Origin of the sequence: Paenibacillus terreus (assembly GCF_042138595.1) — a bacterium.
GTDB classification, from domain to species: domain Bacteria; phylum Bacillota; class Bacilli; order Paenibacillales; family Paenibacillaceae; genus Paenibacillus; species Paenibacillus terreus.
This window is the reverse complement of the sequence record NZ_JBHIRX010000001.1, coordinates 740,132-754,675: the sequence shown is the minus strand read 5'-3', so window position 1 is coordinate 754,675 and position 14,544 is coordinate 740,132. Positions and strand designations below refer to the sequence as shown.

General features: G+C 50.1%; 16 protein-coding genes and 1 pseudogene. 7 read left to right on the top strand and 10 right to left on the bottom strand.

Annotated elements, in window-relative coordinates; genetic code table 11:
• Nucleotides 1–178 precede the first annotated feature (178 nt).
• Nucleotides 179–655 carry a glutathione peroxidase gene (locus ACE5KN_RS03440; RefSeq protein WP_375525189.1) on the bottom strand — a complete coding sequence of 159 codons (477 nt, stop codon included), beginning with the start codon at nt 653–655 and terminating at the stop codon, nt 179–181.
• A 292-nt stretch (nt 656–947) separates the two neighbouring features.
• Between ACE5KN_RS03440 and ACE5KN_RS03435 the strand changes: the two genes are divergently transcribed.
• The gene (locus ACE5KN_RS03435) at nt 948–1,130 is read left to right on the top strand and encodes a DUF2524 domain-containing protein (RefSeq protein WP_375525188.1); all 183 of its coding nucleotides are present in this window, start codon (nt 948–950) and stop codon (nt 1,128–1,130) included.
• A gap of 123 nt (nt 1,131–1,253) precedes the next feature.
• On the opposite strand, the gene ACE5KN_RS03430 is transcribed toward ACE5KN_RS03435, so the two are convergent.
• The 4 genes from ACE5KN_RS03430 to ACE5KN_RS03415 form a co-directional block, all read right to left on the bottom strand.
• On the bottom strand, nt 1,254–1,778 hold the full coding sequence (locus ACE5KN_RS03430; RefSeq protein WP_375525187.1) for a GNAT family N-acetyltransferase: 525 nt from the start codon (nt 1,776–1,778) through the stop codon (nt 1,254–1,256).
• Nucleotides 1,779–1,912: 134 nt separating this feature from the next.
• Nucleotides 1,913–2,374 carry an NUDIX domain-containing protein gene (locus ACE5KN_RS03425; protein WP_375525186.1) on the bottom strand — a complete coding sequence of 154 codons (462 nt, stop codon included), beginning with the start codon at nt 2,372–2,374 and terminating at the stop codon, nt 1,913–1,915.
• 15 nt (nt 2,375–2,389) lie between these two features.
• A complete protein-coding gene (locus ACE5KN_RS03420) occupies nt 2,390–2,890 on the bottom strand; it encodes a GNAT family N-acetyltransferase (protein WP_375525185.1) in 501 nt (166 codons plus the stop codon).
• 27 nt (nt 2,891–2,917) lie between these two features.
• Nucleotides 2,918–3,298 carry a winged helix-turn-helix transcriptional regulator gene (locus ACE5KN_RS03415; protein WP_375525184.1) on the bottom strand — a complete coding sequence of 127 codons (381 nt, stop codon included), beginning with the start codon at nt 3,296–3,298 and terminating at the stop codon, nt 2,918–2,920.
• A gap of 240 nt (nt 3,299–3,538) precedes the next feature.
• On the opposite strand from ACE5KN_RS03415, the gene ACE5KN_RS03410 reads away from it, so the two are divergent.
• Nucleotides 3,539–4,078 carry an NAD(P)H-dependent oxidoreductase gene (locus tag ACE5KN_RS03410; protein WP_375525183.1) on the top strand — a complete coding sequence of 180 codons (540 nt, stop codon included), beginning with the start codon at nt 3,539–3,541 and terminating at the stop codon, nt 4,076–4,078.
• Nucleotides 4,079–4,194: 116 nt separating this feature from the next.
• On the opposite strand, the gene ACE5KN_RS03405 is transcribed toward ACE5KN_RS03410, so the two are convergent.
• Nucleotides 4,195–5,058, bottom strand: a complete 864-nt coding sequence (locus tag ACE5KN_RS03405) for an SDR family NAD(P)-dependent oxidoreductase (RefSeq protein WP_375525182.1) — start codon at nt 5,056–5,058, stop codon at nt 4,195–4,197.
• A 175-nt stretch (nt 5,059–5,233) separates the two neighbouring features.
• Here ACE5KN_RS03405 and ACE5KN_RS03400 point away from each other — a divergent pair, with 175 nt between their 5' ends.
• Nucleotides 5,234–5,899 carry a GntR family transcriptional regulator gene (locus ACE5KN_RS03400; protein WP_375525181.1) on the top strand — a complete coding sequence of 222 codons (666 nt, stop codon included), beginning with the start codon at nt 5,234–5,236 and terminating at the stop codon, nt 5,897–5,899.
• Nucleotides 5,900–5,951: 52 nt separating this feature from the next.
• Here the strand turns inward: ACE5KN_RS03400 and ACE5KN_RS03395 are convergent, their stop codons facing one another.
• From ACE5KN_RS03395 to ACE5KN_RS03385, 3 genes are all read right to left on the bottom strand, one after another.
• Nucleotides 5,952–6,992 carry a hypothetical protein gene (locus ACE5KN_RS03395; RefSeq protein ID WP_375525180.1) on the bottom strand — a complete coding sequence of 347 codons (1,041 nt, stop codon included), beginning with the start codon at nt 6,990–6,992 and terminating at the stop codon, nt 5,952–5,954.
• Between the two features lie 36 nt (nt 6,993–7,028).
• Nucleotides 7,029–7,514, bottom strand: a complete 486-nt coding sequence (locus tag ACE5KN_RS03390) for a tetratricopeptide repeat protein (RefSeq protein ID WP_375525179.1) — start codon at nt 7,512–7,514, stop codon at nt 7,029–7,031.
• 154 nt (nt 7,515–7,668) lie between these two features.
• Complete coding sequence (locus tag ACE5KN_RS03385; protein ID WP_375525178.1) at nt 7,669–8,559, bottom strand: AraC family transcriptional regulator; 891 nt, start codon at nt 8,557–8,559, stop codon at nt 7,669–7,671.
• Nucleotides 8,560–8,936: 377 nt separating this feature from the next.
• Between ACE5KN_RS03385 and ACE5KN_RS03380 the strand changes: the two genes are divergently transcribed.
• The 4 genes from ACE5KN_RS03380 (at nt 8,937) to ACE5KN_RS03365 (ending at nt 14,116) form a co-directional block, all read left to right on the top strand.
• Nucleotides 8,937–10,253: an ABC transporter substrate-binding protein gene (locus ACE5KN_RS03380; RefSeq protein ID WP_375525177.1), complete on the top strand. Its 1,317-nt coding sequence runs from the start codon at nt 8,937–8,939 to the stop codon at nt 10,251–10,253.
• Nucleotides 10,254–10,364: 111 nt separating this feature from the next.
• Nucleotides 10,365–11,282 carry a carbohydrate ABC transporter permease gene (locus ACE5KN_RS03375; protein ID WP_375525281.1) on the top strand — a complete coding sequence of 306 codons (918 nt, stop codon included), beginning with the start codon at nt 10,365–10,367 and terminating at the stop codon, nt 11,280–11,282.
• A 12-nt stretch (nt 11,283–11,294) separates the two neighbouring features.
• Nucleotides 11,295–12,122 carry a carbohydrate ABC transporter permease gene (locus ACE5KN_RS03370; protein WP_375525176.1) on the top strand — a complete coding sequence of 276 codons (828 nt, stop codon included), beginning with the start codon at nt 11,295–11,297 and terminating at the stop codon, nt 12,120–12,122.
• A 29-nt stretch (nt 12,123–12,151) separates the two neighbouring features.
• The gene (locus tag ACE5KN_RS03365) at nt 12,152–14,116 is read left to right on the top strand and encodes a glycoside hydrolase family 127 protein (protein WP_375525175.1); all 1,965 of its coding nucleotides are present in this window, start codon (nt 12,152–12,154) and stop codon (nt 14,114–14,116) included.
• A gap of 98 nt (nt 14,117–14,214) precedes the next feature.
• Here the strand turns inward: ACE5KN_RS03365 and ACE5KN_RS03360 are convergent.
• Nucleotides 14,215–14,349 (bottom strand): annotated as a pseudogene (locus ACE5KN_RS03360) (SDR family oxidoreductase); the annotation flags it as partial.
• Nucleotides 14,350–14,544: the final 195 nt, after the last annotated feature.

Sequence of the window (14,544 nt, the reverse complement as noted above, 5' to 3'; positions counted from 1 at the left end):
CCTTATTGGGTATTGATGTACACGTATCCGGCTTTTTCTGAGCAAATAGCGGCTCTCCCGTCCGTTAAAAATGAAAACGGCGGCTTTCCAGGCAAATAAGGTCATCCAGATCCGTTAGCTTCATAACGGTCTGATCTGCCGCCACCAATGTGCACGTTGTTTCGGGATCAATCCACTACTAGATTAAGGCTATGAAATCCTCTTCTATTTTTCCCGGAGTGGTAGTCGGAGCATATCGCTTTACTACTTGCCCATGCCGATCGACAAGAAATTTCGTGAAATTCCATTTGATTCTGCTGGAGAGAATTCCTTTTTTCTGTTCCCTTAAAAATGTAAAAAGTGGATCTGCCTGCTCTCCATTCACATCGATTTTCGCAAAAACAGGGAATTTCACTCCATAATTCAGCTGGCAAAATTGAGTGGTTTCCTCTATATTGCTGAATTCCTGATTATTGAATTGATCGCATGGGAAGCCGAGAATCTCCAGCCCTTTAGCTTGATATTTTGCATACAGCTCCTGCAATTCTTTGAATTGTGGTGTAAAACCGCATTTACTTGCCGTATTCACAATGATTAAAACTTTGCCTTCGTAATCTTTTAACGATCTTTTTTCCCCATTTGGCAATTTTACTTCAAAATCATATACGGTCTTCATTATAAAATCCTCCCAGATAATCCCGGAATGGGGATTGGTATGATCCCCTTCTACCTGAAGATTTCAGAAAGTATAAACTTCTTGGTATAAGCTTCCTGAAATCGCAAGAAAAACTACTGCTAAACGCGGTCTGGCTTCTGTGAATGTACGTCGATGGACGTTTTTCTTATTGTAAGGCTTTGGAATTGACCTATTCAACTATAACTCTTACCAGGTTAAGATTCATGACTTGTGTATATACATTACCTTTTGAGCATAATAACAGGGACACTGGAACAATGGAGGATTTTGCATGCTCGATAATCTGGAAAGCAACTATGACTGTGCCAACGCCGGTGAGGATCTGCAGCAATTGAAGCGGCAGCTCGCTTCACTCCGTTCACAAGGAACTGACGACAAGGAGACACGTGAAACCATGAACCGGCTCGAAAATCAAATTTCGTTCATCATGAACAAATGTGATATCAACCATTAGCTGTGTATTACTTGAAATTAGAAATCCCTCTATAAACAAATGCGGCTGCCATGCTGGCAGCCTTTTACATAATTTTGCTTTAAAAATGATCCAGGAATCGTACCCTTTCGGGTAACAAGCATCTTAACATGGTTCTCTCAGAAATTCGTAAGAAGGATGATTCAGTCCGGTTGGTGCATAATACTCATCATGCGTATAGCGAAAACCCAGCTTAGTCAGTAGCTGACCCGATACGGCATTATGCGGGTTATGACCTGCAAACAGCTTGCTTGCCTGCAAACGATCAAATGCATAGTTGATGACGGCGACAGCCGCTTCTTTTCCAAACCCGCATCCCCAGTGCTCTCTCCTGAGATGAAAACCGAGCTCATAGACCTTCTTATCCAAATCATAGGGACGCAAGCCGCAGCATCCTACATGCTCGGCTGTTTCCATGTTAAAGATAGGCCAGTATTGAACGCGAAATAACTCTTCATTCCGAATCTCGTTCTGTAGTCTACTGCTTATTTCTTCTTCACTAAAGTAACCATTGGCGCTTATGTACCTGGTTACTTCAGGATCTCCCCAGAGCTCCAGGGCTAACGGAAGATCCTCTTCCTCCCAAACGGAAAACCCCAGTCTTGCCGTTGTCATAAAATAAGTTCTCAACACACTCCGTCCTTTCGATCATAGATTAAGTCCAACTTTGAGTATAATGCTTTCCCTACAGCATAAATGGGTAAACAATAAATTGTGACGGATATTCAATACAGGCGGCACCCGCTTACTCCCTGCCCTGTTAATTATATAACATCGCCCAGATAACCGAATTGCTCACGACCACTTTTAATGATGTTTACAACTGTTTTCGGGTAAATCGGGATGGCGTCCAGTTCATCGAATCCGACCCACTCCACCCCAATCTGCTCGGAGTCCGGACTGAAGGCATTAAGGACTGCCTCAGACCCCGCAACCAACGTGCAGCGAAAATAAAATTCCACCTGATGCATATCCATATGCCAAACCTCTGACGCATGATGCTCCCCGATATATTCCCGTACATACATCAGCTGGCCTACTTCGATTTCTTCTCCTATTTCCTCCAGACATTCTCTTTTGATCGTGTCGCTCAACTGCTCACCGTACTCCTGTCCCCCGCCGGGAAAAGAGTAATAAATCCCGTCTTCCTCATTCCGGTTCTTGATCAGCAGCAGCTTGTCTTTTTCAATAATAATGGCTTTGGCCGCATTTCGAATGGGTTTCATGACGTTTCCTCCCGATTAAACGGTTATTTTCATATGTATGCCAGCGACGGTCGTGCCTTGGTGTTCCGCACGGGTACCAATCTCATAAGGCTTGAAACCCAGTCGAGTATAAAACAATAGCGCTCTGGTATTTATGTTATGACAGATGAGATGCAGCTCCTGAACCTTCAATTCCACTCGGGCCAGCCCCATCATATGCCTGATCAAAAATTCCGCTGCACCTTTCCCCCGGTATTCAGGAGAAATAATAAAGTTGCCCAGCCAGCATTTATCTTCTTCTGCATTATAAAAGTTGGCATACCCGTGGACGTGCCCATCACAAACCAGTACGGTCGGGCACCTTCTCTCTTTGGCTATTTCCTCCAGCTGACTAGCCGTAAGTGGGTACCGCAGCTTAGGGGAGATGAAGAACAGTTCCTGTTCGCTGCGTGGAAAGGTGCTGATCACATCGAAATCTTGTGCTGTTACCTGGCGGCATGAAAATATGCTGCGTTGACCTTCGCTAACACTTGCCATCATTTGTCCCCCGTTTCATTATTTTCGTTAGATTCGCTCTTCAACTTCCCGTACATTGTCGGGGGTGCCGCTGCTGTTCATAAAATCAATATGTTTAAATCCCCATCCACACATATCGGTCAAAACAGAACTCAGCGTTTTCCCATGTTCGGATAGCGAGTATTCGACCTTCGGAGGGATGGTTTGATACACCTTGCGAACGATCAGTCCATCCCGCTCCAGCTCCCGCAGCTGATTGGTAAGCATGCCTTGCGTCACATTGGGAAGCAGACGTTTTAACTCACCGAACCGTCTGGTTCCTTCGTGCAGCAAAATAAACAAGATGAGCGGCTTCCATTTGCCCCCTATAACCTGCAAGGTGGTCAATATCCCGTCTTTTTTATACAACGGATCGATAGCGGCATCCATATTCTCACCCCCTGATTTTCTATAAGTGCATACCTCTACTTTACCAAAGCATCCTGATTTAAAATAGTACTCCTTATTTTCATACATAGTACGGTTCAACGTACTACCTTTATCCCCGACCGCATCAATCGTACTGTTTTCGAGACTTAGTATGAAAAAAATGCGTACTTTTCAAAAATATGTTTCGCTTTAATAATTGGAGGTGCAAATAAGCTGGTTTAGAAAACAGGAGGGAAAAAAATGAAAACCATGGTAATCGTCGCACATCCGGACTTGAAGGTATCCCGTGTCAATCGGGCTTTTATGCAAGAGATTCATAATCATGCAAACATCGATGTAAGAGACCTCTATAACATATATCCAGACTGGAATATTTACGTGGAAAAAGAACAGCAATTGCTCTTGTCGTACGACCGCATTGTTTTTCAATTCCCTTTTTATTGGTATAGCTGCCCCCCGTTATTGAAAAAATGGTTCGACGATGTATTGACGCATGGATGGGCGTTTGGACCGGAAGGAGATCATTTGAAAGGCAAAGAATTTATGCTTGCAACCACGACAGGGGGAACGGAACAAAGCTACCAAGCAGGCGGGGACAATTGGTTCACGATCAGCGAACTTTTCAGACCGATTCAAAGTACTATTACCAGATGTAATGGCACCTATCTTCCCGCTTTTGTTACCTATAACACTACTCATGGCACCGATGCCTATTTCGTTCATGAGGCAAAGCGATATGCAGAATATATCCAAACTTCTTCGAGCTTGCTCGTGCATTGATGGAGCGCTTTCTTAATCCATGAGGAGTGAGGTAAAATGTACCCGAACTTAATGTCCTTTCATGCTCATAGCGTAACAGGCCACCGATCAGTCGGTGGCCTGTGTTTGTTACGTTGTTATTCCAACCCCGTTAAGCGTGCACTGAGCTCCCACAGCCTGCGCCGAAATTCGTCGTCATATGCCTGTTTGTCGGCACGTGATTCCTTTTTTCGATCGTAGTATCTCCCCGTCACCCCTTCCAGTTCAGCTGAAACAGCCAGCTGGACAACCGCATCTGCGCCGGAACGGACGCTGCCCAGCGGAGTAACTCCGCTTTCGCGGACCATTTTCGTATCAAGGAAAGTGCCGGGATGCAAGCAATTGCAGGTGATGCCAGTGCTTCGGAAAGTTTTGGCCAACTCGAACGTGAACGCAACGATTGCCAGCTTGCTTTGCTGATAGGCTCCTAATGGCGAATAGCCTCTTTCCAGCATAAGGTTGGACAAATCGATCCGTGTCTGTCCGGCGGACGCGACGTTCACGATACGTGCCGAATTTGCTTCCAGCATCGGCAGCAGCAAACCTGTCAGCAGAAACGGGGTCAAATAATTGACAGCAAGCACAAGCTCATGCCCGTCACGGCTTAAGGCACGCTGCCCCGGCCCAGCGGTACCCGCGTTGTTGATCAGCACATCGAGACTGTCATACTTGTTCTGCACCTCCGCTGCTAGCCTCCGCACTTCAGCAAGCGATGAAAAGTCCGCCTTATGGAAACGAACTTTTTCGTTGGCCGTTAACCGAACGATCTGCTCCACCGCAGCCTTTCCCCGCTCGTCACTTCTCCCGTGCACAATCACGGTCGCCCCTCGCGCCGCCAGATCGATCGCGGTCTGTTTGCCAATGCCGTCCGTCGCTCCTGTAACAAGAATCGTTTGCTCATTGATCGGTTTCATGATGGTCCCCCCGACTTCCGGCAATTTGGCAAACGGATTGTTACTCATTCTGAATGACCTCCCTTTCATGAATTTAATTCGATTATATTACTCAAAATCGATTATGTAAATATAAATCGTTTAATTAACTGATTGTCGAACTTATCCTTTGTTTTTTTATAAATTTAGTGTAAACTATTGGAACGTGTATAATCCCGATTTCGTGAAGGATGGTGTTGGCTGCATGGCCAAAAGAAATGGCTCGTCCACATTAAGTGAAAATGCCACGAAGAAACTGAGGTCAGATATTCTGGCCGGACAATATGAACCAGGCTCTCCGCTGCCCATTTCGGAACTGGCCAAAAGCTTCGGTGTCTCGGTTGCCGTCGTTCGCGAAGCACTGACCAGGCTTGCGAGCCAGGACCTCGTCCGGCAAAACCCGAATCACGGTTTTTCAGTGAGGACGGTGTCGGAAGAAGAACTCAATAACATCATAGAGGCACGGTTGATCAATGAATCCGCTGCATTGCGCCTGTCCATCGCCCATGGTGATCTCACATGGGAATCCAATGTCATCGCCGTTCACCACAAGTTATCGCAAACGCCCGAGTACGAGGAAGTGAATGACAGGCTTGCCGTTCGCGAAGAGTGGTCAGAAATCCACCGTCAATTTCATTACGAACTGATCGCTGCATGTCCAAATCCGGTTCTCCTGGATATCTGCAGACGCCTTTGGGACTTGAGCGATTTTTATCGACATTATTCAACCCCACAGCAGCAAGCTCGCGATGGACGCGCCGAACATAAGGCATTAATGGATGCCGTGCTTAACCGCGACAGCGATCGTGCCGTCGAGATCTTTAGGGCGCACATCCAGCTCACCGCGGATATCCTGTTTGACAAACGGTAAGCGAATGATGCCCACAAGCTGCCGGCATAACCGTGCCAATGCTCCTATATGATTATTTTTTAATATCCGGATTCGCAGCCAAGATGGTTTCCGCCACTTCCCATAAATGGGGCAAAAAATGAATCGTCTCCTCCGCCCTGCGGCTAAAATCCTCTCTTGCAGTTATTCCAAGATCAGACAGCATGGCCTCAAACGACGGAGCAAGTGCTTGCTGCAGGCCGGAAGGCGCGTCCGCCGCCATAATTTTATGACAGCGCGCAAAGGTGGCGGCCATCCAGAAGACCGCTTCACGGTGGTATCCGGTGCGGATCAGCTCACGGCTGCCGTCAATGACGACCGGGCGGGCAGAGGCAGTGATATCGGAGCTGAAGAAAAACGGAGTTTTGGCGACACCAGCAGCCGCATCAAATGTTTTTTCCAGCTCAATGAGGTGAGCTTCAACTTGCTGAGGGGACATGCCAGTACAACCGAGCTGATCGAGAAAGCGCGGATAATGCTGCTCCAGACTATACTGGACGAGCACATTTCGGGCAGCAGAATAACGGAGACGCACGGTCGGATTACGCAGTGCCGCGACCAGAATCACATGGGTGGTTACTCCGGTCGGAAACAGCCAGGAGGTTGCCAGATCGTGCAATGGAGCACTTATGTCGATAGATCCCAGACCACCTTCAATTTTCTTCATGACATTCTCGCAGCGCTTGCGTACCCAATACATATCGTTGAATCCAAGAGCAACCCGGGATTGCAGCGCGCGCAGCCTCCCGCTTGGATCGTCAATAATCGTATCCAAGCGAAAGCTGCCTGCCAGGTGATAGGAAGACAGCACCTCTTCCGCCACAGCAATCTGCTGCATTGAAAGATAAGTGACTTCAAGAAGCACACCGCAGTGCACCAGCTTGCCGGGTTTTAGCGGAGGCTCGGTCAAAGCGGTAACCACCACGATGTCAACATCGGAAAAAGCCGGCAGCTCCAGCTCATCAGAAAGCCCCACTGTAGATCCGCTGTAATAAGCCCCCATATAACCTTCCGCAGAGCGGGCATGCCTGACGACCCAGTCCACAGCGGCACGTCTTGCCTCTCCAATTTTCATCAGCAGTGCACCTCACTTAAGCATAGATGCCTTATTTTACTCCCAAATCTTATCAAGCTGGTCTGAATAAAAAAGAATGGCCCTTTTATATTTCTGTATTTCGCTGTCACTGGAGCTTTCCGCTATGCATTGCAGCAGAATTTCCATCGCTTGCGGATGCTGCTGCAGGTTATATAAAGTCATTGCATAAAAAACCTTCATGGCCCGGTTGTCCGGAAACAGCTCCATTCCTTTGCGGAACGTGCGCTGTGAGCTTTCATATTCCCCCAATGTGCGGTACGTGCTGCCCATGCCCAGCAGCGCTCCCTCCAGATCCTCGCCCGCCAGTCCCAGCGACACAGCCTTTTCATAAAAAGGTATGGCTTCCCTTTCCCGTCCCAGTACATCAAAGCTCCAGGCGCACTGATAATTCACCAAGGCATCCTGCGGGTACAGCCTCACCAGTTCCACTAATATCTGGTTTGACGCCTCAAGCTGTCCCTCGCTTCTGAGCTGCATGGCCTTTTCCAGCTGCTCTTTCATCTTTTCACCTCTTCCCGTTTGTCAGTATTATCCACCAAATCTCCGAATCCCGCCACCTTTCAGTGAGAATTCAATGGCTGAATTCAAGATTCGATGTCGAGTCAGCTTCCTGATTTACTTCGTGATCAAAAGCTGACTTTTTGAACTACCTCTTTCAGTGGTTGTTCAGGTGAATTTTATAATAGGCCTTCCGGTAATCCGTAGGTGTCATCTGCACGTATTTTTTGAACAGACGCATAAAATATTTTTCATCCTCAATCCCCACCGTAGCGGACACCAGCTTGACACTGGCAGAGCTGCGGGACAGGATGTCCTTGGCTTTGGCAATTTTCAGCAGATGAATGTATTCCTGCAGGTTATACCCGGTCTTTTTCTTGAAAAAACGCGACAGATAGTCACGGTTGTAATTGAACCTGCGAGCCACGTCGGCTGCCGAAATGTCCTGCGCCGCATGAATGCGCACCCATTCTATAATTTCCGCAATATTGCGGTCCCCTTTATTTTGCTGGGAGCTGCGGTACACGTCCGTAATTGTCTGCTCTGTCAGTTCAATCAGTAGAGAAGTCGTCAAATAGTGGGCGCTTTGCAGGGAATAATAATTGGAATGCACGACATGCTGGAGCTGCTGAAACAGAATGTTAATCCGCTCCACCGCCAGGGGCGTGCACATCAAGGGGAGATAAATATCCTTACACTTACGATCCGCATCCGGCTCGTTCAAAACCTGCCATACACGGGCCATCTCCTGCTCATCCAGCCACTCTGCCTGTGCTGACGGGATAAAGTGAAACCAGTAAAAAGAAACGCCCTCCTCGCACGGTTTATGTCCATAATGGATAAGTCCGGGCTGCAGAAGCAGCACCTGTCCCGGCTGCAGCTCATACTCAACCTCATTTTGCGTAATATACAGCGTTTTGTGCACCCCGATCAGCACTTCATAAGAATCGATACTCCGTTTGCTGTGGGTCCAGGGCACACTGGAAATAAAATGTCCGCATGATATGAATTCGACCGGATTACTGATGTCTGTCTTTAGAAACTTCATACTCTCAGCTCCCTCAAGCCTTTGATCCGCATCCGTCATTCCATTAGAGGTAGTTCAAAAAGTCATCTTTTGATCACGAAGGAAGTCAGGAAGCAGACTCGACATCGAATCTTGAATTCAGCCGGGCCCTCCGGTGCTCACGTACTCCAAGTACGCTCCGCTCCTCAGTCCCTATCTTCATTCAACCTTCTCGGTGCTGAAAACCTGACTTTTTGAACACTCACCTTTAGTCAGTAAAATCCACCTTTTCTGTCATAACCGCTACTTACATCAAAATTCAATCATGTTATGATTTTTTTGCAAGCGCTTGCAATTAACAAAAATACTTTTTCCTTTCCGTACCATACGATCTTTGTTTATTGAAGGAGGGTCATTCTGTGAGAAAGCTGCAACTGCTAATCATTGCTCTGGTGTGCGCTCTGCTTGCCTCCGGATGCTCCGGAGGTACGGCTCCGGGCGGCGGCGCGGCAAACGGCAATCAGGCGAACGATGTCGTTACCCTCAAGTTTATGGGCTGGGAAGCCAGTCCCCTCGAAACGCAAAGCGTCAAGCAAGGTCTTGAAGTCTTCATGAAGGAGCATCCCAACATCAAAGTTGAGTATCAGCCCGTGCCGCAGGCGCAGTATGTGCAGAAGCTGCTGACAATGCTTGCCGGCAACTCGGCACCGGACGTCTTTTTCCTCGGTTCGGCGGAGTACAGAGCTTTTCAGAAACGGGGGGTATTGCTGGATCTAACGGACCGCTTCCAGGCGGATCTTTCGCTGGATCAATTTATTCCTTCCTCAGCAAGCATTATGCAGGTTGACGGAAAAATATTCGGTGTAAGCAGCTGTACGGTTTCCCCTGTACTCTACTATAACAAGCAGCTTTTTGACAAGGCGGGCATTGCCTATCCGCCAAGCGATCCGGCCAAGGCATGGACCTGGGAGCAGTTCCGCGATACCGCAAGGCAGCTGACCATTAAAGATGGTGACAAGGTTACGCAGTACGGGGCGTTTGGTCTGGAAGCCTTCGCCAATACAACCGCCGAAATTTTATCCAACAACGGAACGATATTTAATGAGGACGGCACAAAGATGGCCATCAATACGCCGGAAACGAAAAAGGTATTGCAGTCCGTGCTCGATCTGCGGCTTGTCGACGGCGCCGCCCCCACCGCAAAGACACTGGAGAGCATCGGCATGAAGCCCGCCCAGATGCTGCAGACAGGCAAGGTGGCGATGATGGTCGACGGTTCATGGGCGCTGCAGGAGCTGGCGAGCATGGGCTTCCCTGTAGGCGTGGCGGCCTTGCCCAAATTTGAGCGCGCAATCACCCAGGGACAGGCGCATCTGCACTCGGCCGCAGCCAATACGAAGCATCCGCAGGAAGCATGGGAGCTGATCAAATTTTTATCCTCCGAGGAATATCAGATCGGGCTGGTGAAGGAAGGATTATGGATGCCGAACCGCACGGATCTGTACACCGAAGAAGGCATTGCCAAATGGTATAACGACAAGGTTCATCCCGAAGGCTTCAAAGAGCTGGTCTCTTTCTTTAAAGATGCGGAGGCTTATCCTTTCTCCCTGATCCGGCAAAATAAAGTGAACGATATTATTACCGAAGAGACGGATAAACTCTGGTATTCCGGCCAGTCGGTGGATGACACGCTCGCCAATATCGAGACAAGAGCCAACGTTGAGCTTGCCCAATGATCTCCTGGCACACCAGCACATATTCTGACGGGCGCACCCGGTACGGCAAGCCGGGCCCCGTTGCGGAGGTGACCCTGTATGACTCCGAATCAAGGTTTGGCCGACCCTGGCATGGCATCCGTGGAACCGCGCGCGCCGGGCCGAACAAGCAGGCTTAAGCGGTTGTTTTATAAAGATGGCACCTGGGCGTTTCTTCTGCTGCTGCCCAACCTGCTCGGATTTCTTGCGTTTACGTTTTTGCCCGTGATTGCATCCTTTCTGCTGAGCTTCACATCCTGGGATATGCTGAGCCCCATTCAATGGGTCGGTATGGATAATTACGCCGGATTGATACATGATGAGACCTTCATCAAGGTATTCTGGAACACCCTTTATTTCTCGGCCGTTTCCGTTCCATTGGGCATTGTACTGGCCTTGTTTCTGGCTGTGGCCCTGGATCAGAACATCAAGTTCAAGAAGTTTTACCGTGCCGCCTACTTTCTGCCGGTCATTTCCTCCATGGTGGCCGTCGCGGTCGTGTGGCAGTGGATTTACAATCCCGAATACGGCATTTTGAACTACTTCCTCGGCTTTTTCGGCATCAAGGGGCCGGATTGGCTGACCAGCACGGTGTGGGCCATGCCAGCAGTCATCATCACAAGTGTGTGGAAAAACATCGGCTTTAACATGCTGCTGTTCCTGGCCGGCCTGCAATCGATCTCCGAGAGCTATTACGAGGCCGCGGAAATGGACGGTGCCCGCTGGTACCACAAGTTCCGCTATATAACTGTTCCGCTGCTGTCACCGACGACATTTTTCGTAACCGTCATGTCCGTGATCAGCTCGTTTCAGGTGTTCGACACCGTGTTCCTCATGACCCAGGGCGGTCCGGCGCGCTCCACCTCGGTCATCGTGCATTATCTCTATGAGACGGCATTCAAGTATTTCAATATGGGATATGCAAGCGCCATGGCCTATATTCTGTTTTTCCTGGTGCTGCTGATTACCCTGTTCCAGTTCTGGCGTCAAAAAAAATGGAGCATTTATTGAGGAGGGTGAGCCGTGAAAACGAATCTGGGGCTGAAAATTGCCGCACACGCCGTGCTGCTTGCAGGTGCCGTCACGATGATTCTGCCCTTTCTCTGGTCTGTCAGTACATCCCTGAAAAATATCAGCGAAGTGTTTGTATTTCCGCCCACGCTCTTCGGGGAGTCCATTCAATGGGAAAATTATTTGCGCATATCAGACCGTTTTCCATTCATGACCTATTTGCTGAACAGTATTAAAGTCACTGTCATTGCTGTGGCGGCCCAGTTGATCACCAGCTCCATGGCGGGGTTTGTGTTTGCAAGGCTGAAGTTCAAATACCGGGAGCTGCTGTTTGGACTGTACCTGGCTACAATGATGATTCCCGCCCAGGTGACGTTGATTCCGAACTTTATCATCATGCGTTCTTACAACCTGGTGGATACGCATTGGGCACTTATTCTGCCCGCCCTTGTATCCGCTTTTGGCACGTTCCTGCTGCGCCAGTTTTTCCTCACCATTCCCGCCTCCCTGGAGGATGCGGCCAAGATCGACGGATGCACGCCTTTCGGGGTGTACTGGCGTATTTTCATACCCCTTTCCAAACCGGCCATGGCCACGCTCGGCGTGTTTGTCTTCATGGGGATGTGGAATGATTTCCTCTCTCCGCTCGTGTACATCAATTCGCAGGAAATGATGACACTGCCGCTTGGCCTCGCCTCCATGCAGGGCATGTATTCGACGGATTGGCCTGTGCTGATGGCTGGCACCGTCATTACGATCATTCCGCTCATTGTGGTGTTCCTGCTGGCCCAGGACTTTTTCATCAAAGGCATTACGCTGTCCGGTTTGAAGGGTGAGTAAAAAAATCCATTTCCGAAGGGAGCATGTCCATGAGCACGATGAATAATCAGGTACAGAAAAAGATGAATCCGCTAACTCTGCAGCAGGTGACGATTCAGGATCCTTTCTGGAGCTCGCGCGAGCAAAATGTTACCGAGACGGTTGTTCCTTATCAATGGGACGCTTTGAACGACAATATCCCTGGCGCCGAGCCCAGCCATACCATCGAGAACTTCCGTCTCGCCGCCGGTGAGGCTAAAGGCGAATATTACGGCATGGTGTTCCAGGACAGCGACCTCGGCAAATGGCTGGAAACCGTGGGCTTCATTTTGTCCAGGGAACGGGACCCCGAGCTGGAAAAAACGGCCGATGAGGTCATTGACCTGCTGGAAAGAGCCCAGCAGCCGGACGGCTACCTGAATACGTATTATACGGTCAAAAAACCGGGAGAACGCTGGACCAACCTGCGTGACAATCACGAGCTATACTGTGCCGGCCATCTGATGGAAGCGGCCGTATCGTATTACCAGGCAACAGGCAAAAGAAAGTTCCTCGACATCATGTCCAGATATGCCGACTATATTGCCACCGTCTTCGGTCCGGGACCTGATCAAATCCAGGGGTACGACGGGCATCCGGAAATTGAGCTGGCTTTGGTAAAAATGTATGAGGCCACCGGAGAGGCCAAATATCTGGAGCTGAGCAGCTTCTTCGTCGACCAGCGCGGACAGCAGCCATATTTCTTTGATCAGGAAGCGGAGAAACGGCAGGAGAACTCTTCCCGGAAGCGCAGTTATGATTACTTCCAGGCCCATGCCCCGGTGCGTGAGCAGCATACGGCGGAAGGCCACTCGGTACGTGCAGTCTATCTCTATAGTGCCATGGCCGATCTGGCTGTGGAGAACGGGGATCAGCAGCTGCTTGATGCGTGCAAACAGCTGTGGAAGGATACAACACGCCGCAAAATGTACGTCACCGGCGGCATCGGCTCTTCCGAATATGAAGAAAGATTCACCGTGCCTTATGACCTGCCCAACGACCGCGCCTATGCGGAAACCTGCGCGGCCATCGGCCTCATGTTCTGGGCACACCGAATGCTGCAGATCGAGGCGGACCGGGAATATGCAGACGTTATGGAACGGGCGCTGTACAATGGCGTGCTGAGCGGCATTTCCCTTGACGGCAAAAGCTATTTCTACGTCAACCCGCTGGAGGTGTGGCCGGATACCGCCAACCACCGCCACGATATGTCGACGGTCAAGGTCACCCGCCAGCCGTGGTTTGGCTGCGCCTGCTGCCCGCCGAACATCGCGCGTCTGATCGCTTCGCTCGGCCAGTACATCTACTCGCAAAATGAGGAACGCAAGGAGCTGTACGTGCACCTGTATATCGGCAGCAAGGCCGAAGTGGAGCTTGCCGGTCAGCCGGTGCGGCTCATTCAGACGACCAACTATCCATGGGACGGATCGGTTGAGCTTGAGCTGGACATGGAACAGGTAACCGAATTCGGCGTTTCACTGCGCATACCGGGCTGGTGCAAGGAAGCCAAAATCGCCGTCAACGGCGTGGAAGTAACGGATGCTGTGACAAACAGCGGATATGCTTCTCTGCGCAGAACCTGGCAGCCGGGAGACCGCATCACGCTGGATTTGAGCATGCCGGTTGAGCTGATATTTGCCCATCCAGCGCTGCGGGAAAATGCGGGCAAAGCCGCTCTGCAGCGGGGACCGGTCGTCTTCTGCCTCGAAGAAGCGGATAACGGCGCCAACCTGCAGGATATTGAGCTGGCGGCGGACGCTAAACTGGAAGCGGTATTCGATGAGAAGCTGCTTGGAGGCGTAGTTGTCATCAACGGCGCCGCTACCCGGTCCGACAGCTCTGCTGCCGATGCAGATGAGCTGTACGCCACAAGTCCTGCGGCACGGGTACCAGCTCAGATCACGGCCGTTCCGTATTATGCCTGGAGCAATCGGACGCCGGGAGAAATGACGGTTTGGGTCCGTTATCGCTCATAGCCAAAGTGCAGGAAAAAAGCGGGTGTTGGTGAGATCTTCCACCGACACCCGCTCTTTTAGCCGCTGCTTTTATCACACCTTTTAGAACAGCAGTTATGTCAACCACCGATAATATGAAATCCTGAGTCAACGTACAAGATCTCCCCTGTCACACCTCTTGATAGATCACTGATGAAGAATAATGTCGCATCTCCGACTTCGTCTTGATCAAGACCTCGGCGCAGGGGGGTTTTTCCTCGATTTCATATTCCGCTTCGACGGCGCTGCCGATGTGGGGGACGCCGACTTCACCTTCGATCGCGGTGATTCACGTCATAAAATGATACGGCGGCCCGGCAGCCGGGCCGTCCGCTACCCACTGGCATCGTACGAAGCGTAGAACGGCCCGAACGCGTCTGTCAGCTTGCCGAGCGCGCAGGCGAGCAGCG

Excerpts from the sequence above, each read along its gene's own strand:
- ACE5KN_RS03440 (WP_375525189.1), bottom strand. The coding sequence starts at position 655 with ATGAAGACCGTATATGATTTTGAAGTAAAATTGCCAAATGGGGAAAAA.
- ACE5KN_RS03435 (WP_375525188.1), top strand. The coding sequence starts at position 948 with ATGCTCGATAATCTGGAAAGCAACTATGACTGTGCCAACGCCGGTGAG.
- ACE5KN_RS03425 (WP_375525186.1), bottom strand. The coding sequence starts at position 2,374 with ATGAAACCCATTCGAAATGCGGCCAAAGCCATTATTATTGAAAAAGAC.
- ACE5KN_RS03420 (WP_375525185.1), bottom strand. The coding sequence starts at position 2,890 with ATGGCAAGTGTTAGCGAAGGTCAACGCAGCATATTTTCATGCCGCCAG.
- ACE5KN_RS03415 (WP_375525184.1), bottom strand. The coding sequence starts at position 3,298 with ATGGATGCCGCTATCGATCCGTTGTATAAAAAAGACGGGATATTGACC.
- ACE5KN_RS03410 (WP_375525183.1), top strand. The coding sequence starts at position 3,539 with ATGAAAACCATGGTAATCGTCGCACATCCGGACTTGAAGGTATCCCGT.
- ACE5KN_RS03405 (WP_375525182.1), bottom strand. The coding sequence starts at position 5,058 with ATGAGTAACAATCCGTTTGCCAAATTGCCGGAAGTCGGGGGGACCATC.
- ACE5KN_RS03400 (WP_375525181.1), top strand. The coding sequence starts at position 5,234 with ATGGCCAAAAGAAATGGCTCGTCCACATTAAGTGAAAATGCCACGAAG.
- ACE5KN_RS03395 (WP_375525180.1), bottom strand. The coding sequence starts at position 6,992 with ATGAAAATTGGAGAGGCAAGACGTGCCGCTGTGGACTGGGTCGTCAGG.
- ACE5KN_RS03390 (WP_375525179.1), bottom strand. The coding sequence starts at position 7,514 with ATGAAAGAGCAGCTGGAAAAGGCCATGCAGCTCAGAAGCGAGGGACAG.
- ACE5KN_RS03385 (WP_375525178.1), bottom strand. The coding sequence starts at position 8,559 with ATGAAGTTTCTAAAGACAGACATCAGTAATCCGGTCGAATTCATATCA.
- ACE5KN_RS03375 (WP_375525281.1), top strand. The coding sequence starts at position 10,365 with ATGGCATCCGTGGAACCGCGCGCGCCGGGCCGAACAAGCAGGCTTAAG.
- ACE5KN_RS03365 (WP_375525175.1), top strand. The coding sequence starts at position 12,152 with ATGAGCACGATGAATAATCAGGTACAGAAAAAGATGAATCCGCTAACT.